13 protein-coding genes are annotated in these 14,048 nt (G+C 41.0%); 10 read left to right on the plus strand and 3 right to left on the minus strand.

What is annotated here, in order from left to right; genetic code table 11:
- The 6 genes from FHS59_RS20260 to FHS59_RS20285 all read left to right on the plus strand — a co-directional run.
- Positions 1-318: SDR family oxidoreductase (locus FHS59_RS20260; RefSeq protein ID WP_184497615.1), on the plus strand; the 318-nt coding region annotated here is incomplete at its 5' end.
- Positions 319-361: 43 nt separating this feature from the next.
- The gene (locus FHS59_RS20265; protein WP_184497617.1) at positions 362-1,396 is read left to right on the plus strand and encodes a GntR family transcriptional regulator; all 1,035 of its coding nucleotides are present in this window, start codon (positions 362-364) and stop codon (positions 1,394-1,396) included.
- A gap of 39 nt (positions 1,397-1,435) precedes the next feature.
- Positions 1,436-2,776 (plus strand): FGGY-family carbohydrate kinase, encoded by a 1,341-nt coding sequence (locus FHS59_RS20270; RefSeq protein WP_184497619.1) that lies wholly within the window; start codon positions 1,436-1,438, stop codon positions 2,774-2,776.
- An 81-nt stretch (positions 2,777-2,857) separates the two neighbouring features.
- The gene (locus FHS59_RS20275; protein WP_184497621.1) at positions 2,858-3,601 is read left to right on the plus strand and encodes a (Fe-S)-binding protein; all 744 of its coding nucleotides are present in this window, start codon (positions 2,858-2,860) and stop codon (positions 3,599-3,601) included.
- Complete coding sequence (locus FHS59_RS20280) at positions 3,598-4,956, plus strand: lactate utilization protein B (protein ID WP_184497623.1); 1,359 nt, start codon at positions 3,598-3,600, stop codon at positions 4,954-4,956. Before FHS59_RS20275 ends, FHS59_RS20280 begins: the two co-directional genes overlap by 4 nt.
- Positions 4,953-5,513: a LutC/YkgG family protein gene (locus FHS59_RS20285; RefSeq protein ID WP_184497625.1), complete on the plus strand. Its 561-nt coding sequence runs from the start codon at positions 4,953-4,955 to the stop codon at positions 5,511-5,513. Before FHS59_RS20280 ends, FHS59_RS20285 begins: the two co-directional genes overlap by 4 nt.
- 2 nt (positions 5,514-5,515) lie before the next feature.
- Here the strand turns inward: FHS59_RS20285 and FHS59_RS20290 are convergent, their stop codons facing one another.
- The 3 genes from FHS59_RS20290 to FHS59_RS20300 all read right to left on the minus strand — a co-directional run bounded on the left by FHS59_RS20290 (position 5,516) and on the right by FHS59_RS20300 (position 7,664).
- Entirely contained in the window at positions 5,516-6,130 is a 615-nt protein-coding gene (locus FHS59_RS20290; protein WP_184497992.1) for an alpha-ketoglutarate-dependent dioxygenase AlkB family protein, read from the minus strand.
- 81 nt (positions 6,131-6,211) lie between these two features.
- Positions 6,212-6,592 (minus strand): VOC family protein, encoded by a 381-nt coding sequence (locus tag FHS59_RS20295; protein ID WP_184497627.1) that lies wholly within the window; start codon positions 6,590-6,592, stop codon positions 6,212-6,214.
- 28 nt (positions 6,593-6,620) lie between these two features.
- Positions 6,621-7,664, minus strand: a complete 1,044-nt coding sequence (locus FHS59_RS20300) for a twin-arginine translocation signal domain-containing protein (protein WP_184497629.1) — start codon at positions 7,662-7,664, stop codon at positions 6,621-6,623.
- Between the two features lie 88 nt (positions 7,665-7,752).
- Between FHS59_RS20300 and FHS59_RS20305 the strand changes: the two genes are divergently transcribed.
- The 4 genes from FHS59_RS20305 to FHS59_RS20320 all read left to right on the plus strand — a co-directional run bounded on the left by FHS59_RS20305 (position 7,753) and on the right by FHS59_RS20320 (position 14,011).
- Positions 7,753-8,595, plus strand: a complete 843-nt coding sequence (locus FHS59_RS20305; protein WP_184497631.1) for a sugar phosphate isomerase/epimerase family protein — start codon at positions 7,753-7,755, stop codon at positions 8,593-8,595.
- A gap of 66 nt (positions 8,596-8,661) precedes the next feature.
- Entirely contained in the window at positions 8,662-9,264 is a 603-nt protein-coding gene (locus tag FHS59_RS20310; RefSeq protein WP_184497633.1) for a DUF2911 domain-containing protein, read from the plus strand.
- A gap of 220 nt (positions 9,265-9,484) precedes the next feature.
- Entirely contained in the window at positions 9,485-12,637 is a 3,153-nt protein-coding gene (locus FHS59_RS20315; RefSeq protein WP_184497635.1) for a PVC-type heme-binding CxxCH protein, read from the plus strand.
- Positions 12,638-12,883: 246 nt separating this feature from the next.
- Positions 12,884-14,011 carry an FG-GAP repeat domain-containing protein gene (locus FHS59_RS20320; protein ID WP_184497638.1) on the plus strand — a complete coding sequence of 376 codons (1,128 nt, stop codon included), beginning with the start codon at positions 12,884-12,886 and terminating at the stop codon, positions 14,009-14,011.
- Positions 14,012-14,048 lie beyond the last annotated feature (37 nt).

Below are 14,048 nucleotides of genomic sequence, written 5' to 3' on the forward strand. Positions count from 1 at the left end.
GCTCAGCTTCACATGTCCAGATTGATGGCGGCAGAACTTGGTGAAGACAAAATCAGAGTGAATGTCGTCAACCCGGATGCGGTGATCGAAAACTCCAACATCTGGGAAGGTGGATGGGCTGAAAACAGGGCCAAGGCTTACGGAATCGAAGTCAAAGACCTTCCTGCTTACTATGCCAACAGAACCCTGCTCAAGGAAGCTGTCAAAACCTCCGACATCGCAGATGCCGCTTTTGCACTGGTCTCAGGGATGCTCAACAAATCCACCGGAAACATGATCAATGTCGACGGAGGTCTTGCACCGGCTTTCCCGAGGTAGAAATAAAGAATGAGTACCCATACCCAACATAACCCAAAATGCTATGCTTGTAGACAAATCGGAAAGAATCCACACGGATTCGCGGACCCCAAAATATTTGCAAGTAGTGAATTTGATCCTCGATGAAATAGAAAAAGGAAAACTTAACATCGGGGATCGAATTCCCTCAATCAATGAAACAAGTTTTGATTTTCTGCTTTCTCGGGATACCGTAGAAAAAGCATATAATGAGCTCAAAGACCGAGGAATCATCACCTCTGTTAGAGGTAAGGGCTTTTATGTGAGTTCTACGAATGTGGAGAACAAACTCAAAGTCCTTTTGCTTTTCAACAAGCTTAGTTCTTACAAGAAAATCATCTATTACTCTATCATTGAAACCCTCGGGGAAAATGCTACGGTAGATATGCAGATCCATCATTACAATGTGAATTTGTTTGAAGATCTCATCAACCAGAACCTTGGCAAGTACAACTATTATGTCATTGCTCCGCATTTCTTTGACAAAGAAACACATCCTGTGAGTGGGTATGAACTCTTGAAAAAAATCCCAAAAGACAAACTTCTGATCATGGATAGAGCTGTAAAAGGCCATGAGAATGAATTCCCGGGGATTTATCAGGATTTCGCAAAGGATATTTTTGCGGCACTTGAGTCTGGATTGACTCATTTAAGAAAGTACAAAAGAATGATTTTGGTATTTCCGAAAGGAGATATGTATCCGGTTGAGATCGTGGATGGTTTCAAGCGTTTCTGCTTCTTCCATGATTTTGAGAATATCATTCTCGACGGTATTGACGATGAGCCGCTGTATAAAGGAGATTTATTTTTGGTGTTATCCGAATCTGATCTTGTGAACATTGTTAAAAAATCAAGAGAACAATCTTTGGTCTTAGGTCAGGATGTCGGATTGATTTCCTACAATGAAACTCCTCTGAAAGAAATTTTGGACAAAGGTATTTCAACCATTTCTACTGATTTCATCCATATGGGACAGTCCATTGCCAATCAGATCTTAGGTAATGAAGATCGGATCCCAATCAAAAACCCATTTAGACTGATCGTCAGAAAATCACTCTAAACTGATTAAAAATTAATTATTAATGGTGCTGGAAATTCCATGAGCAAAACACCTGTAACTGCTATTTTCGATATTGGTAAAACCAATAAAAAATTCTTCCTTTTCGATAAAGACTTAGAAGTAGTCTATCAAACATATCACAGATTGGAGCCGGGAAAAGATGAGGATGGATTCCAGTCAGAGCCCATTGATGAGCTTACTTCCTGGATGATAGAAACCTTCCAGAGAGCACGTCAAATGGAGGAGTTTGAAATTGAGCGTATCAATTTTACAAGTTATGGTGCGACCCTCGTCCACACGGATGAAAATGGAAAACCAGTCACCCCTCTTTATGATTACCTGAAGCCATTTCCTGAAGAACTGCTAAACAGATTTTATGAAGAACAAGGAGGAAAAATGGCTTTTTGCACTGCAACAGCATCACCGCCTTTGGCGATGTTAAATTCTGGACTTCAGCTATATTTTCTGAAGTATGTTAAGCCTGAGCAGTTTAAAAAAATAAAGCATACATTTCATTTACCTCAATACTTAAGCTCAGTTTTCACTGGAAGATTTGTCTCTGATTTCACCAGCATCGGTTGTCATACCGGTCTTTGGGATTTTCAAAAACAAGACTATCATAAATGGTTAAAGGAAAATGAAGTGCTGGACTTATTACTTCCTGCAATGCCAAGCTCCTCCATTTTCAAAACAAAACCTGAGTTCGGGGGAATTCCTTCCGGAATTGGCGTCCATGATTCTTCATCAGCCCTTCTTCCCTATCTCAAAAAAGAAAATGAACCATTCATGCTTTTGTCCACGGGCACCTGGGCCATCAGCATCAATCCATTTAATAAATCTGCACTCACCGAATCCGAATTAAACAAAGATTGCCTTCAGTTTATAGGCATCACCGGAGACCCCATAAAAATTAGCCGCTTATTTATCGGTGAGGAGCACAAATATCAGGTGGAGAAAATGTATGATTTCTTCCAAAAACCGATGGGAACTTATAAGAAATTGGCTTTTGAGGAAGATAGGTTCGAAAAAGTGAAATCAAAACCGGATCGAATAAGGTTTCATTACTTAAAGCCGGAATCTTATGGTTTAACTCAGGCTGAGGAGATGAACTTTGAGCAGTTTGATGATTTTGAAGACGCTTATTACAGCTTTATCCATTCATTGACCAACCTGCAGATTGCAGCACTCAAACTCGTTTGGGCAGATTCTTCGGTGAATAGAATGTTTATTGACGGCGGATTTAATGCCAACGAAATCTTTGTAGGAATGCTCCGAAAGAAATTACCGGAATTGGAGATTCTTACCAGTGATTTTGCCTTGGGCACAGCATTAGGTGCCGCCTTGCTTGTTCAACAAGATTTTAAACCACCGGTAATTTAATTTCAAGGAGAGGCTCAAAAGTCTTTAAATTCGTCCTTGCATTTAATCAGACCTTATTACTTGGTTCAACCCCGATCAACTATGGAAGTCGCGCTTTTTATCCCCTGTTATATTGACCAATTTTATCCAGATGTGGCAAAAGCTACCTTAGAATTGCTCGAAAAACTGGGCTGTAAAGTGAGCTATCCGATGGATCAAACCTGCTGTGGTCAGCCTATGGCCAATTCAGGTTTTGAACGGGATACCGATGGTACCACAAGGCAGTTTATCGAAACGTTTAAAGACTTTGATTACATCGTGGCTCCTTCCGGAAGCTGTGTTTTGCATATCAAAGAACACCAGCCTTCTCTTTCAGACATGGATGAAACTCAGAAAAAGGTTCAGTCTAAAGTATTTGAGCTCAGCGAATTTCTCACTGACATTCTGAAAGTAGGAACAATAGAAGGATCATTCCCCCATAAAATCGGATTTCATTCTTCTTGCCACGGGCAAAGAGGCCTTAGGCTTAGCTCCTCATCCGAACTCAATGAAGCGCCATTCAGTAAAGCCAAAGAACTTTTTGCAGGAATCAAAGACCTGGAGTTAGTGGAACTGACAAGAAAAGACGAGTGCTGTGGATTCGGAGGAACCTTTGCGGTTTCTGAAGAAGCCCTTTCTGTACAAATGGGGAAAGACCGGCTTTCGGATCATTTAGCACATCAGGTAGAAATCATCTGTGGTGGGGACACCTCCTGTTTGATGCACTTGCAAGGCATCGCCGAAAGAAATAACAAACCTGTCAAGTTTATGCATTTGGCAGAAATCCTAAACCAAGCCATCTCATGAGCCATCCAAGTCAAGCAGCAAATTTCCTGAAGGACGAAAAAAGGGCACATTGGCATGATGAAACCCTTTGGTTTGTCAGAGAAAAAAGAGACATCGCCAGTAAAAATATTCCCGAATGGGAAGAACTCCGAAGACTGGCATCAGGAATCAAAGATCATGTGCTGACAAAACTCGACTATTATTTAGAAGAGCTGGAAAAGAAAGCTTCCGAAAATGGCATCAAAGTCCATTGGGCAAAAGATGCTGAAGAGCATAATGAAATCGTCCTGAGCATTTTGAAAGAGAAAAAATGCAAAGCGATTGTCAAAAGTAAATCCATCCTCACCGAGGAATGTCATCTCAATCCCTTCCTGGAAAAACATGGAGTGGAAGTTGTCGACACCGATCTTGGAGAGCGAATTGTCCAGTTTTTAAAGCAGCCACCAAGTCATATTGTGTTGCCGGCAATTCATTTGAAGAAAGGAGATATTTCAGAAATCTTCCATGAAAAACTTCAAACTGAAAAAGGAAACGAAGACCCTGTTTACCTTACCCATGCAGCCAGAAAGCATCTTAGAGATAAATTTATGGCGGCTAAAGTGGCAATTACAGGAGTCAACTTTGCCATTCCTGAGACAGGCGAATTTGTAGTTTGTACCAATGAAGGAAATGCGGATATGGGCGTTCATCTTGCCGATGTCCACATTGCTTGCATGGGAATTGAGAAAATCATTCCGAGACGGGCTGATTTGGGAATATTCCTTAGGCTTCTGGCCAGATCAGCGACAGGGCAGTCGATCACCAATTACAACTCGCATTTCAGAAGTCCTGCCCCGGGCAAAGAGATTCATCTGATCTTGGTAGACAATGGCAGAACCAAGCAACTGAAGCGGGAGAAATTCAGAAATTCATTAAAATGTATCCGATGCGGTGCTTGTATGAATACCTGCCCGATTTATCGAAGAAGTGGCGGTTATAGCTATGGCAGCACCGTACCAGGACCTATTGGCTCCATACTTTCTCCTGGAATTGATGTCAAAAAATACAGCACATTGCCATTTGCCTCCACCTTATGCGGAAGCTGCTCGGATGTTTGCCCAGTGAAAATCAACATTCACGAGCAACTCTATGAATGGCGCCAGGAAATCACCAAAGCGCAAGGTTGGTCCGCAAAAGGAATGTCCATGAAAATGGCCAATGGGATTTTCACCAGTCCGCTTGCTTATAAAATCTCGGGGAAATTGCTTCGGGCAAGTCTAAAAAACCTACCCAAATCAGTGATTTATAATCCATTGAACGCCTGGGGCAAAAACCGGGATTTACCTGAAGTTCCTAAGGAATCATTCAAAGAATGGTATTTAAAAAACAGATCATGAGCAGCAGAGAATCCATACTTTCCAGCATCAAAGAGTTGAACCAGCAGGAGAAAGCTCTTCCAGATCTGCCAAAATTTGATTCCGCTCAGGATCTTGTTGGCACGTTTGAGCAATCTCTTCAAAATAATAAAGGAAGCATTATTTCGGAGCTAGAACTGACCGACTTGGTCAATTCTGGTGCTTACCCAAAAGTTTATTCTGGATCAAAACTGATTCCTGATTTAAAAACTTTTGAGTTACCTGAGAAAGCAACAGACCTAAACGATCTGGATCTGGCGATTATTGATGGGCAACTTGGAGTTTCCGAAAATGCAGCGATTTGGCTCGAAGATGAAAATCTAGGCTTGAGAGCAGTTCCATTTATCACCCAGCATTTGGTGATTGTTTTAGAGAAATCAAAAATCGTCGGAAACATGCACGATGCTTATTCTTTGATCGGATTACATCATTCAGGATTCGGAGTATTTATCGCTGGTCCATCTAAAACTGCCGATATCGAGCAATCTTTGGTAATCGGTGCACATGGTGCAAAAAGTCTGCGGGTAGTTTTGGTTTAATCTCAACTATTCCCGACAATCGTCCGAAAAGTCAGATTGATCCTAGGCTGATGGATCAATTTGGTGGGAGGTAATCGGTGAAGCCAGTTGCTTTGAGTTTCATCCTTCATCACCAACAAACTTCCATGCTCTAAAATCATTTCCACCTTTTCCTTGGTGTCTTTATGCTTGAAAGCAAATTTCCTTTCAGCACCAAAGCTCAATGATCCAATAGCACCGTTTTTCTTAAGGTCTTTTTCCCCATCACTATGCCAAGCCATACCTTCACTTCCGTCATGGTAAAGATTGAGTAAGCATGAATTGAATGTCTCCCCACTCGCTTTTTCCACCATTTGCTTTAGCTCCAATAATTCCTTGGTCCAAGGCAATGCTTTTTTTGTGATGTTGGAATAGGTGTATTCAAAAGATGTTTCTGCATACCAAGCAACCTTCCTTTTGGTAATGATTTTCTTTCCGAAAATTACGGCTTCGTCATTTTTCCATTCAATGTCATGAAATAAAACTTTGAGATATTCATCAGCCTTTTCCTGACTCATCAATTTCCCATAATAATTAACCGTTCCCCCTTCAGGAAGTAGGTTTTTTTTCGAATCAAAATCTAAATCAAATAAGCCCATGAATTCGGCTGATTTTTCAATGGTGGTAACTAATAGGCATAAAATAGCCCCTAAAAGCATGCTTCCGGGGCTAAAAGAAATTTATTTCATGGAGTGTACAGCGATTCTATTCCCTTCAGAATCCAAAAACACTCCCATGTAACCAATGTCCGGAGCAATCAATCTTTTGGAAAATTGAACGGTGCCTCCAGCTTTTTCGACTTTATCCAACTCGATACTGCAATCCTCTGAAGAAAAGTAAATCAATGGCCCCGCCAAATTGCTGGTGGCGTAAAAATCTTTGTGATACACCAAGCTTCCTCCCGCTCCTTTTTCATTATCTTCCCATGGAAACCAAGCCATCTGAAAATCTCCCATGACTTGCTTATTCAATTTGCAATCGAATACTTCTTCATAAAAAGAAATGGCTCTATCCATTTCTGAGACTGGGATCTCAAACCAGCCAACGGTTACATTTTTCATTCAGATTAAGTTTAATAGTTTAAATAAATTAGACTCGGGTCAATTTAATCGGATAGGTTTTTCCTGCATTCCACTGACACACATAAATATTCTCATCTTGATCTATACATACATCATGACAATGTTTGAAGATTGGTTGGTCCTGAACCATCAGTTGTAATTTTCCATCACGATATTCCGGAGCAGTTCCTCCTGGATTAGAAACGACCTGATTATTTTTATCCAAAATCGTCACAAAACCAGAGTCAGGTGTTTGCTCTAAATACCTCAATCTCGACCAGCAAACTCCTGCGTAAAGGTTATCACCATGAATAACCGGTCTACAAACAAAGGCACCTGGCAGGAAGATCGTTTCCAGATATTCCCCATCCAGAGTGAATCTTTTGAAAGAATTATGTCCTCTTGAGGTGCAAAGTAGCGTTGCGTCTTTTCCTCCTCTTTGATCTACTGTGATTCCATGGGCAGTACTGAACTGAGAATCATCAGATCCCGGACCTCCAAATTTTCTTTTAAAAATCCCATCCTTATCGTATTGCAGAAAATATTGGGAACCGTAGCCATCAGCGATATACAGATCACCGTTTGGTCCGATGGTAGTTTCTGTAGGAACCCAATTCATTTTATCGGTGTAAATCCCCTCTTGTTTAGGAGAAACAATCTCACTTACCACTACCCCATCTAATGTAGTTTTGACTACTCTTCCTCCATTGTCACAGATCCATAAGTATTCTGCATCTCCCTCATCCACTAGCGTAAGACCATGAGCCCGGTCTAAACCTAAGGTCCAGGTTTTTAAAAGTTTTCCTGATTGATCATAAACTATCACATTATTTTTAGCCTCATCGGTCAGCATGATCATTCTACCTTTTCGATCCATAACCATTTCATGGCAGTTTACAACAGGAACTTTCTCAGGGTCTAGCATGCCCCATTTTGCATCTACTTTGTATTGAAAATCACCATGTCCGATAATTTCCTCTGTATTGAATCCGAATGTAAAAGATGGTGCTATACTCATGGCTAATCCTGCGAGGGAGGTTTGTTTGACAAAGTCTCTTCGACTTGCTTTCATAAATTCTGGGTTATTATTTAAATGTGCGATTCCAGCTAAAAAGCTGAACAATCTTTGTAATTTACAAGAAACAAAACATTAAACCCAGATGAAAAAACAGTTTTACACCCTGCTCATTTTAATTTTAATAGCAACTCCAATTTCATCTTCTTTTTCCCAGGAAATTGCACTTCAGCTTTATTCCCTTCGGAATGAAATGAAAATAGATCCCGTAAAATACCATCAGGTAATCGCTGACTGGGGCATCAAAAACCTGGAAGGCGGAGGCAATTATGGTATGAGCGACTTGGAGTATGAGAAATTATTATCAGACAATGGGTTACAGTTTGTTGGTGTAGGCGCGGACTATAACCAACTGACAAAATCCCTGACTCCCATCATTCAAGAGGCCAAAAGGTTTGGCGCGAAATACGTCACCTGCTATTGGATTCCTCATGCAGATGGTCCAATTTCTTTGGATGAAATAAAAGTGGCCACTGCACTTTTCAACCAAACTGGAAAAGAATTGAAGAAAGAGGGAATTACATTTCTCTATCATCCACATGGCTATGAATTTGCCCCAAATCCCGAAGGAAAAGGAGTGGTTTTCGATTACATGCTGAAAAACGCAAAAGACTTTGCCTTTAATCTGGATGTTTTTTGGATAAAAATGGGCGGTGGAGATCCACTTCAAATCATGAAAAAGAACAAAGGAAAATTCCCGATGCTTCATTTAAAGGATCGATTAATCGGAACTGAAAATACCAAGGATGGTCATGGGGATGTTGAATCCAATGTGGTATTAGGAACCGGAGATGTAGACATCGCTGCGATCATCAAAGAAGCTAAAAAACAGGGAACTGAATACCTCACCATAGAAGATGAAAGTTCAAGATCAGTGAGTCAAATCCCTCAAAGCATCACCTTTATTAAAAGAGAATTAGCGAAGTAAAAATCTTCCGCTGATCAGTCTAAGCAAAATTTGAATTAGATTGCTATCCTAAAAATTAAAACACACATGAACAAAAAATCCTTTTTCACTGCCATCGCATTGTTTTTCTGCCTGGCATTTTGCACCCAAACTTTCGCCCAACTTCAAGCTCCGGCACCAAGCCCTGCTGCTTATGTTTCTGCAAATGTAGGCTTTACCAAAATCAGCATAGACTACTCTTCTCCTGCAGTGAAAGGTAGAAAAGTGTTTGGCGAACTAGAAAAATATGGAGTGACTTGGAGAGCAGGAGCAAACAATCCAACATTCATTGAATTCAGCACTGCAGTCAGTGTTGGTGGTAAAAACCTTCCCGCAGGAAAATACTCATTGTTTATTACTCCAATGGAAAGTGGAGATTGGACTATCCATTTAAACGGGAAAGCAAATGCCGTTTTTGCTTACATGAAAGATGGGAAAATCGATGAAGAAGCGATGATGAAAGATGATGCAGTAGCTATCAAGGTAGCACCAATTCCAGCTCCTGAAACTTTTGAAAGACTGGCCTATTTCATTTCGGCCGAAGACAATAAAGTCGCTTCTGTTACTTTTATGTGGGCAGATGTAATGTTGACGTTTTATGTGGACACCCAGGTAGATCAAAAAATCGAATCTTTTAAAGGAGTATTTTAAGAATCTCCACCCCAAATGAAGAAGCACAGAAATTCTCTGTGCTTCTTTCTTTTTTTTATATATTTTTAGGCAAATGCCCTATTGTACAGGACAGCATTTTTCATGGACTTAATTATCTATGAAGATTGATCCCTTTAAACCTAAAAATTCCCTGTTTTATAATTTCACTTGGTTTGACCTTATATTCTGGTTAAAATCATGTTGGATGTTTTTACCAAAAATGAAAAAGAACTTTTCTTTCGCCTCCCTACTGGCCTTGAGCCTTGGTCTTTTGGCAATTAGCTGTACCCAAAACCGCGTACTTAAATTAGAAAATGACAGCCATATCATGATGGTTGGAAATAATCTGGGTTCAAGGATGATGAACTTCGGTTATTTTGAAACAGAACTTTATGAGCGCTTTCCTGACAACCAGCTTATTATTAGAAATATGACTGATCCTGGGGACACTCCTGGATTTAGACCTAGATCTGCAACCAATGACCCTTGGGCATTCCCTGGAGCTGAAGAATACCAAGATGAATACGCTACTCCATCTGGAAGCATAGGTTTTTTTGAAAAGCCTGATGAATGGCTTACCCGATTAAAAGCAGACGTAGTCATTGGCTTTTTTGGCTATAATGAAAGTTTCCAAGGGGAAGCAGGATTGGAAAATTACAAAGCTGAACTCGATGCTTTTATTCGCCATACATTGGCACAAAAGTACAACGACAGCACTCCCCCACAACTGGCGATCGTCTCTCCGATTGCATTTGAAGATCTCTCCGATCAACTGGATGTTCCTGATGGGAAAGCAGAAAACAAAAACTTATTGCTCTACACAGAGGCAATGAAAGAAGTAGTGGCCAAGCATGAAAACGTACTATTCGTGGATGCCTTTGGACCGAGTGAAAAATGGTATGCATTGGAAGAAGAACCATTGACAATTGATGGCTCTCAACTAAATGACAAGGGATATCGGATGTTTTCAGAGTTTTTGGCAGATGAAATTTTCGGTGGAACGCCCAAAGTACCTCAGCATGAAGAATTGATCCATGAAGCTGTCATGGAGAAAAATTGGATTTGGCACAATGACTATAAAATCCCCAACGGCGTCCATGTTTTTGGAAGAAGATACGATCCTTTTGGCCCGGACAATTACCCTTTTGAACTAGAAAAAATACGCCAAATGACCGCTATCCGTGACACCGCAATCTGGATGGCAACGAAAGGGGAAAAGAAAGATCTAGAAGCGGCTGATGCTTTGACTAGACCTTTACCGGAAGTAAAAACGAATTATAATCCTGACGCAAACGGTGATTTGGAATACAAATACGGGGAAGATGCACTGAAAACCATCAAAGTGCCTGAAGGATTTAAAATTGAATTATTCGCTTCTGAAGAGGAATTTCCCGAATTGGCAAATCCAATGCAGATGTCCTTCGATAGCAAAGGTCGTCTTTGGGTTGCCGTGATGCCAAGTTATCCTCATTACAAGCCGGGTGACTCCAAGCCGAACGATAAATTATTGATTTTTGAAGACACCGACAAAGATGGCAAAGCGGATGAAGTGAAGGTTTTCGCGGATGGATTATCGATCCCGATAGGTTTTGAAATCGCTCCGGAAGGAGTCTATGTTTCTCAAGCACCTAATTTGGTTTTGCTGAAAGATACAAACGGAGATGACAAAGCTGATGTCACTGAAATCCTTTTGAGTGGATTTGATGATCATGATACACACCATGCGATTTCAGCATTTACAACAGACGAAAGCGGTGCAATTCATATGGCTGAAGGGGTTTTCCTTCATACCAATGTAGAAACTTCTTATGGTCCAGTACGCGCAACCAATGGTGGTTTTTATAGATACGAACCTAAGAGACATAAACTAGAGAGGGTAAATCAAGTAAGCATTCCGAACCCTTGGGGTATTGCATTTGATGATTGGGGACAGAATTTTTATGCTGAAACCTCAGGTCCAAATGTCAATTGGATGCTTCCAGGCTCCGTCTATCCGAGATATGGAAATGCGAATTTCAAAGGACCAAACCTGATCGAGCAAAAGCATATGGTTAGACCAACTTCAGGTTTGGAATTTATCTATAGCCGTCATTTTCCTGAAAGCATGCAAGGTGACCTGATTATCAATAATACGATCGGATTCTTAGGTACCAAGCAGCACCATGTAAAAGAAGACACCGTTGGATTTACCACCAATTGGGCACAGGATTTAATTACCTCCACTGACGGAAATTTCCGCCCTGTTGACATGGAAATCGCACCTGATGGTTCGCTTTATGTGATCGATTGGCATAATATCCTAATTGGTCACATGCAGCACAATGCTCGAGATCCTTTCAGAGATCACGTTCACGGCAGAGTTTACCGGGTGACCTATCCTTCAAGACCATTGCTGGAACCAGCAAAAATCGATGGAGCGAGTATTCCAGAATTATTGGAAAATCTGAAACTTCCTGAGTACAGAACGAGATACCGTACCCGAAGAGAACTTCGAGGCAGAAATGCGGATGAAGTGTACCAAGAAGTAGAAAAATGGATCTCTGAACTGGATCCTTCAGATCCTCGCTATGAGCACCATCGATTAGAAGGGCTTTGGGTGACTTGGGGCATCAATAAAATCAACCAAGACTTATTGAAACAGCTGCTTAAATCTGAAGATTATCGAGTGAGAGCAGCTTCTGTGAGAGCTTTGAGGTATACTGGCCATCAGGTAGAAGACCAAGCTGAACTATTAATGGCAGCCGTCAAAGATCCACATGGAAGAGTGCGTATGGAAGCCATCGCAGCAGCATCTTGGCTACCAAAAGAAGTGGGCGTACCGATTTTGGCGGAAGCTGAAAAGCAGGAAAAAGACAACACCTGGATTCCAAGAACATTGGAAACAGCAATTGCCCATATCTCTGGCTTATCAGTGACAGAGAAAAAGGAAGAAGATATCAAATCCTCATTGACTGGTTCGGATCGGGAACTCTTTGCATTGGGTAAGGAGATATATGCGAGAGAAGGATTCTGTTCTACCTGTCACCAGGAAAATGGACTAGGGCTTTCTGCTTCCCAATTCCCCCCACTTGCTGGAACTCCCTGGGTGACTGGAGATGAGGAGCGCTTGATCAAAATTGTCTTAAAAGGGCTTTTAGGACCGATTACCGTGCTGGGAAAAGATTATCCTGGTCAGGTACCAATGACACCTTTTGAAGGAATGTTGGATGATTCGGAAGTTGCTGCAGTTCTGACTTTCGTCAGAAACTCATTTGGCAACCAAGCTTCACCAATTTCACCTGATTTGGTCAAAAAGGTAAGAGAAGAGATCAAAGATATGGAAGGCTTCTATAAGCCAGCTGATTTGCTGAAAAAGCATCCGATGGAAAAGTGAGGGGATTTAGGATGTATGATGTATGATATAAGATTTATGATTTTCAAAACGTCATTGCGAGGAGTAGGAACGACGACGTGGCAATCCATCCTTTAATTTGAGATTTATGATTTCAGATATAAGATTTATACCATCGATGTGGGAGGGCCAAAAAACCGACGAAGATCCAGATTTATGACTCCAGATTTTAATCTTCAATTCTTTGTACATGGTACTTGATACTTTGTACAATAACCTAATAATAACATGAACCCAATCAAACACAGTCTTTTAATTTTTTTGGCAGCAATTTCTTTCTCTCTTTCTGCTCAGGAAACAACCGTGAAGTTTCAAAAACAGGTCATTGCCTTTGAGAGCACGGAATCGGTGGGTGTTTTTGACGTGGATAATGATGGGGTTTTGGATTTGGTTTCAGGTAGTTTTTGGTACAAAGGGCCAGAATTTGCCGATCGATCTTTGATTGGCCAAGTCAAACGATTTGGAGAGTATTACGAAGATTTTTCCACCATCCCCATGGACGTGAATGAGGATGGAAAGATGGATTTTGTGACAGGAGGATGGTTTGAAGGAACATTGATTTGGAAGGAAAATCCGGGAGATGGATCAGAATGGAAAACTCATGAAATTGCCAAAACCGGGAATATAGAAACAACCAGGGGTTGGGATATCGATGGAGATGGGGTTTTGGAAATCTTCCCAAATACTCCAAGGAAAGCCTTGGCATTTTATAAAAAAATCGGTCCTGACCAATTCGAAAAATACCCTGTTGCCGATATGCATGGTCATGGTCTGGGATTAGGGGACATCAATGGAGATGGGCGCAAAGATCTGGTGATTTCCAACGGCTGGTTGGAAGCCCCAAAAGATCTAAAAACTGGGAAATGGGTTTTACATGAGGATTTTGACTTAGGTGATGCCAGTATTCCGATGATTGTTGCGGATGTCAATACAGATGGATTACCAGATATCATTGTTGGGCAGGCACATGCTTTTGGTTTGTTTTGGATGGAGCAGAAAAAATCGGGAAGTGAGATCAGTTTTATCAAGCATCAAATCGATCCTTTTCAATCCCAATACCATACCATGGAATGGGTAGATATCGATAATGATGGGCAAAATGAGTTGGTCACTGGCAAGCGTCATCGGGCTCATAATGGAAAAGACCCAGGAGGCAAAGACTATGTGGGGCTTTATTATTTCAAATGGAATGGGGAATCTTTCTCCAAAAACGTCATCAGCTACGGACCTGCAGGAGAAGGCAAAGGAACCGGCCTATATTTTTCAATAGAAGATTTAGATGGAGATGGATGGAAGGATATCGCTGTTGCTGGTAAAGATGGTCTGGTAGTTTTCCATAATTTGGGAAACAAATAATAATCAGGCATTACATTTTTTAATTCAATGAATTGCT

This window comes from Algoriphagus iocasae (assembly GCF_014206875.1).
Classification (GTDB): domain Bacteria; phylum Bacteroidota; class Bacteroidia; order Cytophagales; family Cyclobacteriaceae; genus Algoriphagus; species Algoriphagus iocasae.

What these genes read in the sequence shown, in the direction of transcription:
- FHS59_RS20265 (WP_184497617.1), top strand. Translation starts at nt 362, where the DNA reads ATGCTTGTAGACAAATCGGAAAGAATCCACACGGATTCGCGGACCCCA.
- FHS59_RS20270 (WP_184497619.1), top strand. Translation starts at nt 1,436, where the DNA reads ATGAGCAAAACACCTGTAACTGCTATTTTCGATATTGGTAAAACCAAT.
- FHS59_RS20275 (WP_184497621.1), top strand. Translation starts at nt 2,858, where the DNA reads ATGGAAGTCGCGCTTTTTATCCCCTGTTATATTGACCAATTTTATCCA.
- FHS59_RS20280 (WP_184497623.1), top strand. Translation starts at nt 3,598, where the DNA reads ATGAGCCATCCAAGTCAAGCAGCAAATTTCCTGAAGGACGAAAAAAGG.
- FHS59_RS20285 (WP_184497625.1), top strand. Translation starts at nt 4,953, where the DNA reads ATGAGCAGCAGAGAATCCATACTTTCCAGCATCAAAGAGTTGAACCAG.
- FHS59_RS20290 (WP_184497992.1), bottom strand. Translation starts at nt 6,130, where the DNA reads ATGGGCTTATTTGATTTAGATTTTGATTCGAAAAAAAACCTACTTCCT.
- FHS59_RS20295 (WP_184497627.1), bottom strand. Translation starts at nt 6,592, where the DNA reads ATGAAAAATGTAACCGTTGGCTGGTTTGAGATCCCAGTCTCAGAAATG.
- FHS59_RS20300 (WP_184497629.1), bottom strand. Translation starts at nt 7,664, where the DNA reads ATGAAAGCAAGTCGAAGAGACTTTGTCAAACAAACCTCCCTCGCAGGA.
- FHS59_RS20305 (WP_184497631.1), top strand. Translation starts at nt 7,753, where the DNA reads ATGAAAAAACAGTTTTACACCCTGCTCATTTTAATTTTAATAGCAACT.
- FHS59_RS20310 (WP_184497633.1), top strand. Translation starts at nt 8,662, where the DNA reads ATGAACAAAAAATCCTTTTTCACTGCCATCGCATTGTTTTTCTGCCTG.
- FHS59_RS20315 (WP_184497635.1), top strand. Translation starts at nt 9,485, where the DNA reads ATGAAAAAGAACTTTTCTTTCGCCTCCCTACTGGCCTTGAGCCTTGGT.
- FHS59_RS20320 (WP_184497638.1), top strand. Translation starts at nt 12,884, where the DNA reads ATGAACCCAATCAAACACAGTCTTTTAATTTTTTTGGCAGCAATTTCT.